Genomic DNA, 19810 nt, shown 5'->3' with positions numbered 1-19810 from the left:
TGGGCTGGATGGAACTGTCAGGGAACTCCACGACCAGGCCGCGAGGAAGGGACACCTCTTCGCGGGGAATCAGCTCGGATCCGTCGACGTAGACCTTGATCTTCAGGCCCGCCTCGAACGGTGTGCTGCTGTCCACGAACAGCTTGTGCCCGGTGATCACGTTCTGCTTCAGGCCGACGTTCGTGAAGACCGAGGACACGCCCTTCATCTGTCCTGCGGCCACCACGGCGGTGGCGGCCCGCAGGGCGACGTTGATGGCCGCGAAGCCCATGGCTTCGACGGTGCTCGACCGGGCCTGCGTCACGCTGCTGGAGACCGCGGTGGAGTTGAACCGCACGGCGTAGCGGCGCACTCCGTCCGAGTCCGTCTCCGCCACGGCGGGCCGGGGATCGTGCAGGACCGGCCGCAGCCACACGGTGCTGTCGCCGGACGTCACCATCCGCCCCTCGTTGAGCAGTCGGTTCCACGCCCGGGGATCGGACTGGGCGAGGATCTCGGTCAGGTGCGGCGTCAGCTCTCGGGCCAGGCGCTGGTCGGGCAGCGCGTCCGCGACGGCACGGGCGTGCTGTGCGGCGCTCTGCGCGTCCCAGCCATCGACCTGACGGACCGTGAACTCGCCGAGCATCCCGAGCCGGGTGTACCAGGGCGCCTGCGCGGCCTCCACCACCTGGTCGACCACGCCGTCGTCTCCCGAGGGCGTGGCCGGGGCCGCCGGTGGTTCGGCGGGCAGGTCGGGCCCGTTGCTGTCGGGGTCACTGAAGAGCCGGGCCACGGCGGCAAGGGACTCGTTCTCGATACGACTGGCGGCCACGTCACCGACCGGACGCGACTGGGCTGTGATCGCCGACGTACCGGCCAGCTGCGCGACACCGCCGGAGTGATGCTGCTGGGACGATTTGCCTTTCTTCTTCGCGCCGGCGGGCAGCCCCGCGCTGCGATCGGGTGCCGTGGCGCCCGGGATGTACCGCACTGCCTGGGCAGCAACCGCATGGGCCGCTTCGACGTCGGGTTGCCCGCCATCGGCGTGCAGCGCGCGCGCCACAGCCTCCAGTGCCTGCTGATACGGCCGACGGGCGGCGACTGACTCGGCATCGGTACCAATGACCATCGGCACACGCACATACTGCTGGAGAATGGACGCTGCCTGCGCGGCCCTCTCCTGTCCTATCTCGGGCAGCAACTCGTCGTGTGAGGAGACGGCCGGTGCACCCTCCCGCTCCTGGACGACGGAGGATCCAACGGAACCAGGATCCGGTGCAGATGGCTGCGCCGAACGGACGAGCGGCATCCAGTGCCGCTGCACGTCACCGCGCACGAGATAAAGAGGGGCCGCGTCAGAGATATTGAGGTCAGTAAAGCGCTGGAACCGGCCGTTCTCCGCGCGCAGGACCTCCAGGGGCCTCCCAAAGTAGTAGGCCGCGATGAGAGGGGACACATCGCCCACGACACTGTCGTAGTGTCCCGGCGTTACCAGGAGGGACCGGAACCACTCGGTCACATCGGCACGGATACCGTCCCGCCCCCTGCTCTCCGCCACGTACTGATTCACCCAATAGGTGCGCTCTTCCACACTCCTGAACCCACCCGGCTGCCGGTCAGCCTGATACTCCGCATAACCGTGGAGGAGAACCCATTCCCCCCGCCCCCAGAAGAAGTCACTGTGACGGTTGAAGTAATCCGCCAGCGCATGACGCAGACCCTGCGCGGAACCCACAGGCTGCCCGTTGGTCAACAAAACCAGAGACGAGAACAAACAGTCCCCATCCCCCCGCACCTCGACCGCCGAAAAACCCGCACTCTCAGCAGCCGACACCATCACGCCAAAAGGCCCCTCCCGCAGACCACGTGAGGCAGAACCAACCCCGGAGCCAGCCACCGAACCAACCCCAGCACCCTTCCCAACGCCCTTCCCGACGCCCCCGTATTGCCGGCAGAGGCGAGTGACGGCAACGCGCAGGGAGCGGCCTCTGTCGCCCGGGGCAGGGTCGTTGAGAGCCTTCTGAACGGCCGGGTTCTCAAGGACGTCGGCAATCCACCCTCCCAGAGGGCCCGCCCCCAGCCCACGCAACTCCCCCAGCAGAGCCACCACCGCCCGATAACGGACCGCATCGCCCCCCTTGGGGAGGGCCTGACCCCACTCCCAGTGGAAGACGGTCGTCTCACTTTTACCGAGAAGCCGGCCGATTTTCGGCCGGCCAATTCTTTTCCCACGCAGTTGCAAGAGATGTTCTTTGTCGAGCAGATCAGGCAGAGCGGGATGTCCCGGCGCGGGCAGAGCGGGATGTCCCGGGTCGGGCAAAGCGGGATGTGCCGGGTCGGGCAGACCGGAAGACGCCGACTGCTGGGCTTGTGGTGCCCGCGGGGTGGTGCGGCTGGTTTCCCGTGCTAGGTGGTAGTTGCGGTGTAGGCGGTGGATTTCCTCTGAGGGGAGCGCTGTGCCCTGGGAATTGACGTGGTCCCAGACACCACCGAGCGTGGCATCGGGATTGGACGCCGCAACGCGGAGAAGACCGTCCGTCTGATCCGCAGTGAGCGGCGCACGCCCGGTACGCGCCCACGGCACGGCCACCACAGACGGGCCATGCCAGGAAGCGTCCGCGTGCACGCCAAGCACTCTCCGTGCAGCATCCGACGGCGGGTTGATGACGGCATCGACATCGATAGGCGTCGGACGGTCAGACACCCCGGGCACCGAAGACCGCGCGAAGGCCTCCAGCAAAAAGTCCCCACCGCCACCTTCGCCGTCCATGTCATCGTCGCCGTCGCGGTCGAGTTCCATGTCGTCGCCGTCGCCATTCCGGTCGTGCGGTGACTGCCTGCCGGCCGGCGACCCGCTCAGCAACCCCGGCAACGCAAGACCAGGAAGAGAAGACAAGGGGCCGCCAGCCGAATCACCGGGCAACGCAAGAGAAACACCCTCGGGCGATGGAGAACGGCCGAACAACCCCTCATCAAGATCCTCATCGAGCCTGTCCCCGAGAACATCCACATCCCCAGCGGAGTTGACCAGGCCGTCACCGACAGCATCCTCCGCGGCGTTCCCGGAAACGGGTTCGGCTACATCGGACCGGCCCATAACGGAGTCCACAATGGAGGTCCACTCAGCCTCGGAGAGACCGTTGAAAAATGCCGGCGACTCCCCCCCGACTCCCTGCGACAGATAACCAGCACCGAAACCATCACCGAGGATATCCAGAAACGCGAGATCGCCGTCGGCGTAGTTGCTGGGCCCCGCAACAGGCTCGGCCGGCGGGAGGACACCAAACCCATGGTCATCCAGACCCTCGTCAGGTGTGCGCGAAGAACGGCTGCCACCCAGCAGACCGGACCCTCCCTGACCCCCTACCGCCCCCGCCCCATGGTCGGCTGCCGTAGCGCCCTCGATGTCCCGCAGCGCCTGGGCGGCGACCCTGTGGGCCTCTTCGATGCCGGGCTGCCCACCATCGGCATGCAGCGCGCGCGCCACAGCCTCCAGTGCCTGCTCATACGGCCGACGGGCGGCGACCGACTCGGCATCGGTACCGATGACCACCGGCACACGCACATACCGCTGGAGAATGCCGGCTGCCCGCGCGGCCGCCGCAGACCCCACCACGGCCAGCAACTCGTCAGAGACCGACAGCATGGGTTCCGGCCCGGGCCCGGCGGATCGCGGGAGAGCACCGTGACTGCCTTGAGTCTGATGGAGCATGTCCCACTGCTGCTGAGTGGGGTCCGGGGTGCGGTAGGCGGCTTTGAGGTGGCGCGACAGATCTCGGGGATCTTGCTGCGCAACACCTTGCTCGGCGATGTGCAGTTCGTAGGCGATCGCGTCCTGCATCCGGTGGAACAGGTGCTCATACCCCGCAGGGCTGCCACCCTCGGGCAGCCCGTGATCGGCGGCAAGGAAGTGGAGCGCCTGGGTCAACAATTCATTACGAAGAGGATCGGACAGAGTTGACACCGCATGGCCGGCAAATGCGAAGTACTCGTTCCACCGGAGGTGTTGAGCGATGGTGAATTCTTCGCTCCATCCTCTGAAGTCCTCCCCGATTTCCTTGTCCACCCAATAGTCCTGCACCACACGTGCCACCTCGACCGGGTCAGGTCGAGAGTCGGGCTCCTGAGCAGAGCCCAGATGACTCATCACTTCCCGAACAGTCGGCCAGTGATCATCGAGGGGCCGTTCCTTGGAGGCGCCGAAGACCGGTTCGACATGGCGGACCGCCCACGTGAAGTCGAGGATATCCGAAACATCCGGAGGCGCCTCCTCGAAAACCAGTTCGATACGGTTCAGCTCATTTGCACTGGCACTCGGCGGCAGAAACTCCCTGATGGCGCGTTCGGCAGCGTCCACGAGGGACAACTCGTGCTCGCCGAACTCCGAAGAGCCAAGAGCCGGGTCACCGACCTCATGTCCGGGCACCGAACCCTGGACCGGAACGTCGGCCGGCCGAACAAGCCTCACCGCAACCGAGGTGTCACCGAGCCACCGACCACCATCCTCCGCCGCGAGGGGGGGCTCACCCCCCGTTCGCACGAACATGCCGTCAACGTCCCGGGGCGGCCACACCTCACGACCGTCGCTCGCGGTCAGACGCCGCCCCAATGTCACGCCCAGAATCCGACTGCGCAGATCCTCACGCTGGGCCAGGAAGTGGACGACACCCCGCCACACAAGGTCCGGATCAGGGTGGTCCGAACGCGCGATGGCCTGCTGCAACTGCGCAGCGTGCAGATCACCGTCGCGGTTGTACAGACTGCGCACCGCGGACTGGACAAGATCCTGAGCAAAGCTCAACGTCCGCTGACGAGACCAGTCAACAGCACGCACCGGATCCGGAGCGGACAGCCACGAAACAGCACTTCCATGGTCGACGCCCGAGATCACTCCATTACCGAAGCGATGGAAATTTACGTCTACATCCTTGAACGCGTTTTCGACCTCCCCCCACACCAGAGGGCCAGTCCGAAGCATCACCGAGTTTCGATATACATTGTTCCGACTCATCATCGAACCATGGTGAGAATTCTCTTCGAACAACTCCACCTGAGTCAGCGCATACTTGCTCGCAAGCTGCTTTTCGAGGCCCTGCACGAAAAGATGTCGAGGCGGCGCCAGCAAAGCATCGTTCCCCTGGCTGCTGGACGCGACAAGCGAACTGTGCCTCTCGCCAAGACGCAGGAAATCGTCAAGCGACTCCACCGAACTGTCCCCGTCGACATAGAGACCACCGAACTCGTTGATGATCTCCACACGCAGCACATCGCTCGCAGCCGCATACCCCGGACCAATCCGCTTGGCCAGTTCGGTCCGAAACTCATCATTCAGACTCATAGGACGCTGGGCATTGAACACCTCGTTCACACCCACAAGCAGAATGCCCGCCTGGCGCGCCCAATCGACCAGACGACGAACAGCAGCAGTCGCAGAATCATCACCGCTCGCGTCAGGCTGCCGAAGCACATTCCTGACCTGATCCCTCGACACATCGGTCCACAACACGAATGTTGCCTCACTCCGATGCTTCGCAGCGGACTCGAAGAAACGAGCCCAGAAGGTCGAGGAGGCGCCCTGCGGACTCAAGGTCTCGCCCAGCCAAATGCCATGAACTAGCCTGGGGGTCCGAACCACATCGGAATTCAGCCCAGTAGCCAGCGGTTGCTGCGTCTCCGGAGCATCGTCGTCGTCGCTCTCGCCACGCGACGCCGAAACCATCACCGCCTCGTGCTGGACACTGTACGTCCCGTCCGGCACCCGCAACCAAGTCTGCGGATCCATCCCCGCACGGTCCACATCACGCACCATGTCGATCATGCGCAGAAACTGCACATTCCCGTCCACGGTAAGCCCGCTGTAATCGTAAGGACGCCCGTCCTCATCCAAAAGCAATGCAGGCGTCGCAGGCACATCCCTATGCCCAAACATATCCGGACCCAACCGGCCCGCATCCACCTGCCCCACATCCGCAACACGAGCTGTCAGCAGCAGGTCATTCGTAAGCTCCTGAGCACCCTCCTCCCCCACGGGGTAACCTCTCCGCACAGCCACCACACCGGAAACCGGCTGATCAGCCGAGGCCGGCGTCCCGGCATCGACGGTGGGTGGGGACTCTGGTGGTTCGGTGGGCAGGTCGGTCCCGGTGCTGTCGGTGTCATCGAGGAGTCGGGCCACGGCAGCAAGGGACTCGTTCTCGATACGACTGGCGGCCACGGGGGTGGCTGGAGCCGCCTGGTCGCCGTCGGGACCGTAGAGACGCTCGGACCGCGGCGGGTCAACGTCGCCGTACGGTCGGTCTCCGCCCGGCGGCGGCGTGCCGCGGCTGCCGCCGCGCAGGCCGACTGGCCCGGAGTCCTGGAGGGCAAGCGCCAGCGCGTCCGCTTGCTGGGACAGGCCGAGATGACGGCGGGACTGCGGCTGACGCTGCCACGCGGCCACGATGTCGTCGTGCAAGGCGCTGACGGGGCCGCCCTCCCTGCGACTCAGCGCCGCGTCCACCCAGACCTTCATCTGCTCACGGAACACGGAGCCCGGTGTGGTCAGTTCGGTGTAGCGCGCGCGGTCCGCCGCACTGCCGCTGGTCACCCCCACAGCCCGCCAGTGGGCTTCGGCCAGCTCCCGGGCACGCTCGCGCATCGCCGACTCGGAGTCGAGGGGCCTCAGGCCGTCCGGCGAGTGGGCCGCGTCCATCCCCGCACGGGCCACCTCCGCGACATCCTGCCAGTACGCGTCGGTCGGCCCGGGTTCCGCCAGCTCTTGGTCATGCCCGAGCACCAGTTCCGGGGGCCGTTCGCCCCCGTAAAGGGCGAACGCACGGGTCACCAGATCCGCCGGCAGTCCGCGCAGCGCCGGTTCGGCGGCGACGGCCTCGGCGAACCGTGTCTCCTCCGCCCCGCCGTCGGACACCGTGGCGGTCGAGTCCGGCCGCCCTCCTTGAACACGGCCGGACTTCGAGCTGGTCGTCCTGAGTGGACCGTCGCCGGATTCCCCGGCCACCCGGCAAGCCATCGCGGTGGCGAGAGCGTCGCCGCCGATCTGCCGGGCCACGGCGACCGCGCCCCAGTCGTGCGGTTCCCAGTCGTGCGCACGAGAGGAGTCACCGAGAGCAGTACGCACCAGCTCTTCCGTGGTGCTTCGGTCGGTTCCCTCGATGTTTTCCCACGCCTGGCCGAAGGCGTCCACGCCCTCGTTCTTCAGTGCGCGTCCGGCGTCGAGAAGGCGAGTGGCCGCGTGCGGCTGCTCACTGTCGGCTCCCTGGGCGTGCACGAGCGTGTGGTAGGCGCGCGTCGCGGCAGCCAGCCGTCCGGCCCGATCGGCGGATGCGGATGCCGCGGCGAGGACGGGCACACTCCAGCCGGCCGGCGTCTTCCCCTTGTCACGAGCCCTGCCCGTGGTGCCGCCGGCCGTCCGGCCGCCGTCCGGCGCCGGGACCCCGGCTCCGGTGCGCACTCGGTCGACCAGGGCCCGTGACGCGGTGAGGAGAGGATGGTTCGCCACGGTCTCCAGCTTCGGGGGCCCCGAGACGTACTGCGAACTGCCAGTCCAGCGATACTTGTTGTCGCTGGAGCGGGTGTCGCTACACGCGAACACCACCAGGTCCACCTCGCCGTCCTCGGCCAGGGTGTAGAAGAAGGCGGCCCCGCCGCTTCCCCCGTCCAGGTGGGCATGCAGAGGCATGTGCGCCTGGCGAACGCCGGTCGCCTCACGGACGCCCTCGCCTCGCGCGGCCCGCTTCAGCACCGCGTGCTGCTCGTCCGTGAAGTCCTGCGGGCCCACCCGGGCGAAGTGCACCCGGCCCGAAAGATCCCAGGTCGATTCGTCGTTGGGGCGGAACCGGCCGAAACGCCGCGCCCGCTCCGCGTGAATCGCCGCGAGGGCGTCCTGGCGAGTGGTGACGACCTGGTGCCAGGCGTGCCCTGCCGCGGCGCGCACCGCCTGAAAGTGTTCTCCGGGGAAGATGTCCACCGACTCGAGGAAGGCCGCGAAGTGCCGGTCAAAGGCGGCGGTCCCAAAGTGCCGCTCGTCGGCGTCCGCGTCGCCTGCCGGGCCGATCGCGTCCGGCTGCGGCGCGTGCTGCTCGAAGAACGGGCGGGCCGCGTAGGCGGACAAGCGGTCCGGGTGCTCGCCGATCTCCTCGGCGAGCAGCGGGACGGCCTCCAACAGGGACAGCAACTCCGGATGAGCTGCGATCTGGCCGGCAACCCGCACACCGTGCGGCCCGGTCAACAGATCAGCCACCTCGGACGGCAGCGCAGACCGGCCCGGCCGCGGCCCGGGTGCGGCGGCCGGGCGCGGCTCGGCGGCGGATCCCAGGTGCGGCCCAGGAGACTCTCCACGGCGGCCACCGGTGTCCGCCGCAGTCGGCACCGCTGCTGTCGCGGCGGCCGTCTGCGGGGTGATCTGGGCCCACAGCTCGGTGTCCTCGCCGGCCAGGAGGTCGGCCCGTCGCTGCGGGGCCAGCGCCGCAAGCCGGTTCAACCCAGCGGTGAAGTTCGGGTCGCCGACAGCGCGCCGCTGCCACGACGGTCGGGACAGCAGAGCGGTGGCCAGGTCGCGGTGTGCGGCCATGAGCGACACGACACCCGGCCGGCGCAGGGCCCGCGCAAGCAGCTCCGGGTCGAACGGCCCCGCATGCTCCGCCAAGGCCTGGGCCGCCTCGGGACGGTGGTGCAGTGCCCCGCGCAGCCGGGAGTTCAGGGCCCTGGCGAGTTCGGGGTGGCTTTCGACGACCGTCCACACCGGGCTCCGGTCGGCGACGGCCTCATCGAGCAGAGCCCGGTTGACGCGGAGCGCCACGAGCACGTCGGGCTTGGTCCGCAGCGTCTGGAGCAGATCCGGTCTGTCGGCAAGGATGCCGGGCAGTGCACGCAGGCCGACCAGGGCGGCTCGCAGGCCCTTGCCCTGCTCCGGGGCGGCCAGGTCGTCCGCCAGGCCGGGATGCTGGCCGATCAGGCGCAGCACGGCCGGTGACGTCAGCCGCGCGCGCACCTCCGGCGGGGTGTGCGCCAGCGCCGTCACCAACGCCGGGGCACGCAGGGCCACGGGCAGCACCGCGGACGTCAGCACGGTACCCGCAAGCTCCGGGTACTCAACCAGCTGCTCCCGTACAAGGGTGCTGCTCGTCAGCTCGCGCCACTGTGCCGCGTCCGCCGCGACCTCACGGCGCTGGGTGAGGATGTCGGCCAGCCCCGGCACGCCGGCCACGGCATCAACCGACGCAGGATCTTCTACGGCACCCCGCAGCCTTCCCGGCACGGCGGTGATGGCCTGGATCACCGACTCACCCGCCCCGCGCAGCGCGACCAACAGCTCATCCGACCGGCCCAGCACCGGCACGATCGTGGGGTCAGCGGCGACAGCCCGCGACAGCGCCGGACTGACCTCCACCAACTTCGCCACCGGGAGGTTGTCGCTACGCATCAGCATGCGCTCCGACCACATCCGCTCGTAGGCGGCCGCATAGTCGGGATTCCGCAGAACCGGCTCTATTTCGGTGTTGAGTGCGGAATGGAAGTCATCCGAGCTGCGGGCATAAATGTCGAACACCCGGTCCTCGCGGGCCAGCAGTCCGGGCAGACGGAGATCCGACAAAAGCTTGTGCAACTCCTCCGGGGAACGCCTGACAGCATCGAGAAGAGACGGCCTGATCTGCAGCAACGCCCGCAGATCAGGCGTGAAGAACAATGGCTCGGCCAGGTAGGGGCGGTCAAGCACCGCCTGACGCAGCTCATCCGTGTCGAGCACGGCGCCGTACTCCTCCAGGATGCCCTCACCAAGCGGCGAGCCGGAGGCGGCCAGCGCCTCCCCAACGACCATGGGAGGCGTCCGGCTCTCCAGAAAGGGCCGCAGCCGGTCGACGACCGCAGTGTGCTCCGGGTTCAGGACGAATCCGTCCGTACTCAGCAGTGCAGGGCCTGTCTCCACCACGGCACGGGCGAAAGCCTCAGTGGAATCACCGGTCTGCTCACGCCTGGCCAGCGCGTCGAACTCCCGCTCCCGTTTTGTCCATTCCTCTGCGAAGCGGGGGCGCGCGATCGCCTCACCCAACACGTCGGGTCGCCGCAGCAGTACCCGAGCGGTGGGGGTGTCACTCGTCAGCCGTTCGGCCAGCAGCCCGAACAGGGGACCATCGGTTAGCAGCCGCTTCCAATGCGCGGACGAGAGCTCACCGAAGGCGGGCATGAGAGCACGCAGCAGGTCGGGATGCGCCTTCACGCTGTGTGCCACGGCCTCCCACTGCGGATCCGTCAGATCCCGTGTCAGCCCCTTCCAATGGCGGTACATCAGCGCGGACAGGACTCCACCGCTGGCCCGTACCGCCTCGCCCACCGCAGAGTTCGCGGTCGCCAGTTTCCCTACCAGGGTCCCGGACTGAACCACTGCTGCCGCGGTCCACGGATCCTGAACCAGGCGGTCAGGGGACAATTGGTAGAGGGCGCGCGGGTCCTGGAGGGCAAGGGAACTCATCGCCGGTGCGCGATACAGCAGCTCTCCGAACCAAACATCGGTTGCTGCCCGGTGGTTGATCATCTCCTGGTAAAGCTTCATACCTGTGGACCTGAAAAGGTAGTACAAGGAGATATGGCGTGCGGCGGCCACAAGGACGGTCTTCGCCGCTTCGTCGTTGTCGGGCAGCAAGACATCCGGCGGCAGGTCCAGCACGCCCCGTATGTGATGCGGCTCCCACCCGGCCGTTTCGTTGCGGGCCAGCAGCCGGAGAACGGGGAGTCGGAGTTTACCTTCCGGCCCCAGCAGCCTCTTGACGGTGGGCATGTCCGCGAGGACCGCATTCCACGCGGGCGAGGTTCCCCGCAGTCGAGCCAGTAGCGGTCCCATGGGCAGTTCGTTGACGTTCTGTTGCCCCTGGGGGACGGGGCGCCATGTACGGCGTTGCTCCGGGCCGCCCTCGTTGACGAGCGCCTTTTCCAGCGCCTGGTCGGACACGGTGTCGTAGCACGTCGGGTCGTAGGACAGGGCAGCCGCGACCTCCTGGTTACGGACGGCCACCTCCATCGCCTTCTGGTGTCTCAGAAGCCGCTCGGCGAGGGCCGGTGCGGTCTCCAGGACCTCGGTGAGCCTTGGGGCGGCGCTGAGCACCTTCAGCACGACCGGGTTGGCAGTCACCAATGTGAGAGTCCGCCCTGAGGTGAGAGCCACTTGCATCTGCTCGGGGAAGGCCCGAAGTACGGAGCGCAGCCGGGTGTCCGTCAGCACGGTCCGGAAGTTCTCGGCGGTGAAATTCTCGTGCGAGGCCGAGCGGAACGCTCGGGTGATCAGGGCCGAGGTGAGGCCTGCCTCGGCTCCCAGTTGCCACAGCAGCTCGCGCGCTTGTTCCCGGCCAAGGGAACGCACGGCACCACCGAAGTTCGGGGCGGCCGAGGCTATGTACGCGACATCGCGCCCGATGGCCTGGATGTCGCGCACGATATCCAGTCGGCCATCGAGATTCCGCAACAGGTTCAAGGAACGTACGAAGATCAGATCTCGCAGATCCGGTCCGGCCTCCAGCTCATCGAGCACTTCGGCACGGTTCAGGATGCCCGCGACGTCCTTTTCCGTCTCGAAACGCTGCGTGTCGTACCACTGCGGATGCGCGGAGACGAGTGCGGCCAGGACACCAGGGCGAGCGTCCAGACGTGCGACCAGCTGCGGGTCGTGGCTCAGCAGCGTGTACAGACGGGTCTGCTGCGAAACCGCGTAGAGCACGTCCGGGTGTTGCACCAACTGTTCCTGCAGCGGGCCAGGGACTTTGAACACGTTCACCACGGTCCGCACTACTGCGTCCTGCCCTGGCTCGGGCAGGCTCGGCAGTTGCTCGAGCACCAGGACCGCAGCATTCGCCACGGCGTTGCGGTCGACCAGCCGGCTCGGCAGCCGCTGTTCCACGATCTGGCGAAGTGATCCCCTCGGCGTGGCCTGCAGGATGCCGCCACCCTCGTGTCCTTCGGCGGCGGAGCCGGCATCCTGGCCGACCCGGACGGCCTGGGTCCGCGGGGGGCGGCTCGGCCCGGCAGATGAGGACGCCGCCGTGTCGGGACCGTTGCCGGACTGCTGCCGGGACGGCTTCTTCTTCGCGCCGCCGGACAGCCCCATGCTGTGACTGGCAGGTGTGGCGCCCGGGATCTCCAGCAGTGCCTTGGTGGCGACCTCGTGGGCCGCGTCGACGTCGGGTTCGCCCCCACCGGCGTGCAGTGCGCGCGCCACCTCTTCCAGCGCCCGCTGGTACGGCAGGCGGGCGGCGACCGACTCGGCGTCGGTACCGATGATCAGCGGCACACGCACATGCTGCTGAAGGATGAGGGCTGCCAGCTCGGCCGTCTCCGGCCCCACCTCGGCCGAGAACTCGTCGGAGACCGGCGGCACGATCTCCGGCCCGGACCCGGCGGTGTCGCCGGCCTCCGCGTCGACCCGGTGTTCGGGCAGACCGACGGCCGAGCCGCCGTCACCGTCCTCGACGTTCCTCCGGACGTCGTCCTCGGCTGCTCTGTCCTTCGGTCCGTCGCCGCGCGACGCGAGGTCTTCCCGATCCTGACTGCCGGGGACTTCGTCCGTGCCGAGGTGAAGAGCGTCGCCGTGCTCAAAATCCAGTGTCCGCGCGGATGTCGACGCGACAGGCCCGTCGGACTCGGCAGGCCTGACAGGCGCCCCGCCTGCGGGGAGACCCTCACGGCGTTGCGTGCCGAATGCCCGCCGCAGCCGCAGCGACAGTTCCTCCGCACGCAGGCTGCCCTCGTTCCGGTGCAACTCGTGGGCCACCGCGTACACCATGTTGCGGTAGAGCCCGTAGTAGCGGTTCGCCCTCTCGTCGGCGGTGACCGGTTCGATGGGCGAGTCGCGATGGTCGCGCGCCACAATGCCGGCAGCACGCATCCACAGGTCCCGCTGGCGGCTCTGTGGCAGGGCCTTGATCGTCGTACGGGCAGTGTCGAACCTGCCCTGCCAGGTGGCAAGTGTCCCCGGATCCACCTCTGGATAACTCGGCCGACGCGCCCGTCCTGAGGCCTGACCGGTGACACCCAACTGAGCGAACTGCTGTGTGGCAGCGCGCGTTTCCATGTCGCGGCGCACGGCTTCAGCCTGCCGGAGGGCCTGACGCAGCTGAGGGGATTCATCGCCGGGCGCCTGGCGCAGGTGTTCCCGGGTGCGCTGGATCAGGTTGGCAAGCGCGGGTTCGGCAAGTCGGTGGGGTGTGCCGCCCTGCTGGGACGAGGCAAGCCACACGCCCAGTTCACGGGCCTCGGACAGGGACAGCAGCGCCGCCCCCGTGGGCTCCGTCAGCTTGACGGCCTGTGCCAGCAGAGCGGCCGTCCCCTCGACGTCGGGGTGGTTGAGGACGCGGGTGATGTCCTGCCTGACTCGTGCCAGGCCTTGAGACGGGTCGTGGGATGTGGGCGTCTGCGAAAACGCCTGCTGCGCGATGTCCGCGAGAGTATTGAAGGCACGGTCGACCTGCGCCGATGTCATAGACCTGCCTGTGTACCCGAGGTGCCGCATCTCCATCAGCGCGAGCGGACGGCCGCGATGAACGTCCAGGGGGAAGTCATCCATACCGACGGCGGTATCCTGACTGATTCCGTGACCGTCGCGGGTTCGGCCCAGCAATGCTGTGTCGAGGTAGTCACGGACCGTGTACGGGGTCGTTTCACTCAACGACTCCCCCAGCAGCCCGGCCACGTTGGGGCTGTCTCCGAATTCCGGCGGGTTGTCCTGGACCAGCCTCACCGCCTCAGCGCGCAACGTCTCTGTGATGAAGCCCCTTTCGTTTTCCAGGAAGGAGATCACCGGGGCGCTCAGCGTGCTCCGCACGTCCGCCAACGTGTTGCGGGAGGCCACGGACAGCATGTTCTTCAGCAGGCGGCGCGAGTAGCGCATCCACATGGGGGTGGCGGTGACGTGCTCGAAGACCAGCCAGGCATAGCCGTGTATTTCCGCCACCTCAGGCAGGCCGGCCAGGTAAGGCATGTGGCGGGTCCTGACCTCAGTGCCGACGATGCCGCTGGTGAAGCGCGCGGCGACCTTCTCGGCGAAACTGTTTCCCGCGGCAAATACCGGCTGCAGTCCGGGCTGGGTTTCGGCCTGGTGCCGATGCGCCAACTGAAGCAGCGGAAGCAGTCCTGTCGCGGGCACGCCGACGGTGAACTGGGTGTAGGCCAACGGCTCCGCGTCCCTGGGGCCGGGGTTCACGAGGGCATCGGCTCCATGGGGCGAGACCGTCCAGCCGTGCCGGCCCTGGAGCAGATCCTGCAGCGACTCGGACTCCCCCGTCTCGCTGGTCTCCGCCAACGCCTGCCGGATCTCGTGCAGCACGGCACGTGTCCGTTCCGGAGAGATGCGGTGCTCGCCCGGCAGGACGGCGGTCGGCGCGGTCCTGACCTCGGGAATGGGGAATCGCACTTTGACGAGTTCGTGCTCGCGGTAGCCGTCCAGTGCGGCCTGCTCCGGCGTCGCGTACAGCCGCTCGTCGTCGTTCCGCACGGTCCAGAAGGTGCGGTGGTCAACCGTGATCTGGACGCCGGAGACGTGCCCGGCCAGCAGTGTCCCGTACGGGGGCGGCTCCCCGTCGCCCCAAGTACTGTCCGCGTACCACTCGAGGGGATGCTGGAGTTCGACCTCTATGCCCACGGCGCCACCGCGCAGTCGCAACGGCTCACCTCCGTTGGCAATGGCACCCGCGATCTCCTGGGCCAGTGCGCGCTGGTGGCGTCCGGTCAGAAGAGGTGCCAGTCTTTCGTGCTGCGCGGAGACCGTGGACGCGTCCACCGGGCCGTACGGCCAGCCAAGGTCCCGCAGACCGCGGTTGACCTCGGCGAGCAGATCGGGGCTGACCTCGCCGAGCCCGGCATCGGGCTCGGCCGGTGGGAAGACACCGAGCGATTCACCGCCCCGGCTCCCGTCGGGTGTGCGCGAAGGACGGCTGCCGCCCCGCAGACCGGGCCGACCCTCTCCCCCCAGCGCTCCCGTGCTGTGGTCGGCAGGTGTGGCGCCCGGGATCTCCCGCAGCGCACGGGCGGCGGCCCTGTGGGCCGCGTCGACGTCCGGGCGCTCGCCGGCGTGCAACGCGCGCGCCACCTCTTCCAGCGCTTGCTGATACGGCAGGCGGGCGGCAACCGACTCGGCATCGGTACCGATGATCACCGGCACACGCATATGCTGCTTGAGGATGAGGAATGCGTGCTCGACCGTCCCCGGTCCCACGTCGGCCGGCAACTCGTCCCGCGGGACGGCCGCCCCGCCCTCCCGCGCCGCGGCGGCGGAGGGTCCGGCGGAACCGGGGCCCGGTGCAAATGACCGCTGTGAGCGGACAAGTGGCATCCAATGCCCCCGTGCGTCACCGCGCACGAGATGCAGAGGGGCGGCGTCAGCGGCATCCTCGAAATCAAAGCGCTGGAACAGGCCGTTCTCCGCGCGCAGGACCTCCAGCGGCCTCTCGAAGTAGTGGGCCGCGATGAGGGGGGCCATCTCGCCCACGGCACCGTCGTAGTGTCCCGGCGTCATCAGGACGCCCCGGAACCAAGCGGTCACTACGGCACGGACATCGTTTCGACCTCTGAGCACCTCCACGTACTCGTTCACCCACAGGGTGCGCTGTTCCTGACTCCTGAACCCACCCGGACCCTGTTCATCAGCCTGGTGTTCAGCGTAACCGTGGAGAAGATGCTCTTCCCCCTCGTCCCAGAAGAAGCCGCTGTACTCATGGAAGAAATCAGCCAGCGCACGACGCAGACCGTGCACGGAATCCACAGCCTGCCCCGGCCCCGTCAGCAGAAACAGAGACGAGAACAAGGAGTCCCCGTCACCCGGCACCTCGATCGCCGAGAACCCCACGCGCTCAGCCGCCGACACCGTCACGTCAAGCACATGGAGCTGGGTGATGACCTCGTGGAGTTTGCGGCCGCTGCCGTCGCGGGCCTCATCGCGGAGGACATTCTGCACGCCCGGGTGCGCGAGAACAGCGGTGATCCACTCCCCCCGACGCCCAACCCCTTCGAACCCGCGCAATCGCCCCAGCAGAGCCAGCACCGCCCGGTAGCGCACCCCGTAATGCTCTTTGGGGGGCCTCCCCAACTCCCACTTTTCGACATACATCCGTCGGGCACCAATAGCCAGGGCGATGTCCCGCTGGGAAATCCTCCCACGCAGTTCCACAAGTTGTTCGTTGTTGAGCAGAGCGGGCAGCTCGGAAGGTTCCGGCGCAGGCAGACCCAGGTGGTGTCGCTGGTGAAGGCGGGTGATGATCTCATGCAGTTTGCGGCCGCTGTCAACGTAGGCAACTGCGTTGAGGACGTTCTGCACGCCCGGGTGCGCGAGAACAGCGGTGATCCACTCCCCCCGAGGCCCAACCCCTTCGAACCCACGCAACCGCCCCAGCAGAGCCAGCACCGCCCGGTAACCCACCGCCTGGTACCCCTGGGGGGACGTCGCCCCCGACTCCCACTCGGCGACAGTCTCCTCTCCTGTACCGAGAGGCCGGGCGATGTCCCAATGGGAAAGTCCCCCACGCAGCTCCACAAGTTGTGCTTTGTCGAGCAGAGCGGGCAGCTCGGAAGGTTCCGGCGCGGGCGGGTCCAGGTGTTCGTTGTCGAAAGGCCTCGGACCATCAGACACCTCGGGCGCCGGAGAGCGCCCGAATGCCTCCAGGAGGAAGTCCCCGTCATGGCCGACAGCGTCCGTACCGTCGACGTCCATGCCGTCGTCGCCGTCATCAGTCCGCCCGTGCGGTGACTGCCTGTCGGCCGGCGGCTCGCTCAGCGGGCCGGGCAGTGCGAGGGAAACGGGCTCGGGCAACGGGGAAGCGCCGAACAATCCGTGCTCGAAGTCCTCATCGAGTCCGTCCTCGGGGACATCACCAGCGGAGTCGTCCGGGACATCACCTGTGGAGTCGACCCGCGCGTCACCGACGGCACCGACGGCACCGACGGCACCGACCGGGATATTCCCAGGGACGGATACGTCTGCGAAGACCTGCTCCGCAAGGGCTTCAAACTGGTCCTGGGGCATACTGTTGAGCCGTGCCAGGCTGTCTTGCCAGTCATCCTGGCTGAGCCCGGCAAGGGACTCGGGCGGCGGGAAGACACCGAAGGAATCGTCGTCCGAACCCCCGTCGGGTGTACGTGAGAGGCGGCTGCCGCCCCGCATTCCCGAGTCTGCTCCGAGAGCTTCGACGGCGATCAGTGTCCCCTTCTCCTTGGGGCCGATCCTGTCCCAGTACGGATGCCTCGCGCGGGCAGCCTCGTGGGCAGCGACGAACTTCTCGTGCGTGAGGCGTTCCGTGCCCCAGCCTTCGAGTTCCTTGGAAGCCCTCGACTCCAGGTCCGCTTCGGCCTCGGCGCTCGGCGAGGTCCGGTCGGGCAGCGGTCGGTCGGAACCGGTCGACCGGGGCCGGCGGGCAGAAGCTCTCTCGGGTTCCGGTGCGTCGGCGGACGGGGCGCCGGGACGAGTTGTCTCCGGTCCGGAGGAGTGAACCTGCCCGTCAGGTACGTGGGCGTCGAAGCGCTCGCGCAGGTCGGCGGCCAGATCCCGGGCCGCGCCCTCGCCGTGGATGCGGTATTCGTCCGCGACCAGGTGCAGCATGCTCTCAAGGGGCTCGGTGAGAACTTCGTCCCGCTCGAAGGTCTCCCTGAGCCCGGCGGAGTCGTGCCCGGTGCTGTCGGCGACGAGGTAGATGGCGCGGGAGTAGACGTCGGCGCGCTCGGAGGCGCTGCCGACGGCGAGGCGGCGGTGTGCCTCGGCGACCTGCGTGCGCCAGTAGTCGTCGGCCCATGAAACGAAGGGCTCGTCGGACTGCGGGCGTTCAGGGGACTTCTCCGCACGGCGTGCCTGAGCCTGCTGCGGCGACATCACCGGTTCGTCATCGGCGGCGTCGGCAGTGTCGGCGGCCGAGCGGGCGCGAGCGGGGGCGTCGGTGCCGGAGGTGCGGGCGGCCGGCTCGGTGGCCGGGGCCTCACGCGGGAGGTCGTCGCGGTGCGGGGGTTCGCCCGGTATGGACGTGGCGTCGCGGACCGGGGTGTTCCGGTCGGCTTGCGAGGCGGGGGGCCGGTCCCCGGGTGGAGGGGGCGGGCCGTCGGACTGCGCGGCGGGCCTCACCGGGGCGGCGCCGTCGGCCGTGGCCGGGGGGCGGGCTTCCGTGGCCATGGCCGGGGAGCGGGCTTCCGTGGCCATGGCCGGGGAGCGGGCTTCGATGGCGGTCGCGGCCCTGGTCTCGGTGGCGGACTGGTCGGACGTATGGCGTGCGATGAGGGCCGGGAGTTCGCCGGAGAGAGCGGCGCGGCGGGTGGTCCAGGCGGGCAGGCGCGGGTCGAGGCTGCCTGGGCGGGCGCCTGTGCCGTCGGCCGGTGCGCGGGTGAAGGTGCGGTCGAAGAGGTCGGTGACGCGGCCCACGTGGTCGTCGATGACGCGCTGGCGGGCTTCCTGGGTCAGAGGGATGCCGGTGGTGCTGATGTGGCGGGTGACGGCTTGGCGGGCCTGGTCCATTGCCTGCTGGGCGTCGGTGTTGCGGGCGACAGCGAGGGCGACTTGGTGTTGCGCGGCCTCCGGGGTGACGGCGTCGGCGACGATGCCGGTGGCACGCCGGGCCTGGTCGGGTGCCGGCGCCTCGAACTGGGCGTCAGCCCATTGGTCGAGGCGGCTGTGCACACTGCCCGCGAGGGCGATCGCCGCGGTGCGCTGCACGGCCATGTCGGCGCCGTGCACGCGGGGGCCGTTCGCGGTGAGTTCGAAGGTACGGGCGAAGTCCCGTCCCAGGCCGCTTGGACCGGTGAGGGCGTTGCGCCAGGAGCCGCGGGAGGCCTCAGCCACCTGCTGCACGACTGGCCGGATCGCCGCTTCCTTGGCCCGCTGGGCCTCCATGTGCCGCATGTCGCCGCGGGCGGTGGTGTCCAGGAGGTCGTGGACCTGCTGCTGATTGCGCGTCCACAGGATGTCGGCCTGGCGGGTGAGCCGCTCGGTGAGACCGACGGGGTCGTGTCGTAGCGTGGAGGGCTCGGTGCGGGCGACGGCGTTTTCGGCCTGGGTGCGGATGCCCGGTTCGAGGGCCTGCCAGGCGGTGCGGTGAACGCGGCCGGCCGTCCCGGAAGTGGACAGGGCATGAGCGCGGGCGTCGGTGGCCGCGGTCTCGGTGGACTCAAAGGGGGTGCGGGCCCAGGTGCCCCAGTCGGAGTCGAAGCGTCCGGCGAGGTGCTGGACGACGCTTTCGACGGCGGCCTGACGTGTGAGGTCGGTGGTGATCTCCTCGGGGCTGCGGGGGGCTTCGGAAGGGAAGCGGCCGTACTGCTGGGCGACGTGCTCGCGGGCGCGGGCGATGACGTCGGGGGGCAGGTACGAGCTGGCGGCAGCCGCCCAGGGCGTCGCGGTCGCATCCAGCCCGACCTGCTCGGCGTTCTGTTCGGGGATGCGGTCCGCCGTGTCGGACGCCCTGCCTGAACCCCCGGTGGGATCGCTGGTTCCCCATCGCCGACGGAGCCAGGCACCGTCGTGGACCTGGCCCTGGTGCTGCCCGGTGCCGTCCTGTTCACGGTGGAACGTCCAGGAACCCTCGTCCGCGAACGGCACACCGGGGGTGTCGGTGAAGGTGCCGTCGAACTCGGGTGCCTTCGGGAGGTCGAAGTGCGTGTTGATGTCGGGGGCGTGCCCGTGAGATGCCTTCCCCTTCCAGCCCCGCCCGTGGAGATTGCCGATCGCACCCGATGCCGTGCCCAGCCCGACCGTCATGCCGTCGTTGGCGCCGCCCTCGGCGAAGTCGGTCAGCACGGTCGACCCCACGCCCGCCGCAGCACCGATCGCCAACTGCCCCAGCAGACCGGACGCGAACTTGGGCGCCGCCATGTGACCGAT

At 68.5% G+C, this 19810-nt stretch carries 1 protein-coding gene (cut by a window edge); it reads right to left on the bottom strand.

Translation table 11 applies throughout. From position 1 onward, the window contains the following. Positions 1 to 19801 carry the 5' portion of a hypothetical protein gene (locus ACWD5D_RS40695; RefSeq protein WP_451377795.1) on the bottom strand. It extends 18740 nt beyond the left edge of the window, so 19801 of the gene's 38541 nt are visible here — the first part of the coding sequence; the start codon lies at positions 19799 to 19801; the stop codon falls past the left edge of the window. Between the last annotated feature and the right edge of the window lie 9 nt (positions 19802 to 19810).

It is taken from the genome of Streptomyces sp. NPDC002520, from assembly GCF_053595235.1.
The sequence above is the reverse complement of the archived record's forward strand: the minus strand, read 5'-3'. Positions and strand labels throughout refer to the sequence as shown.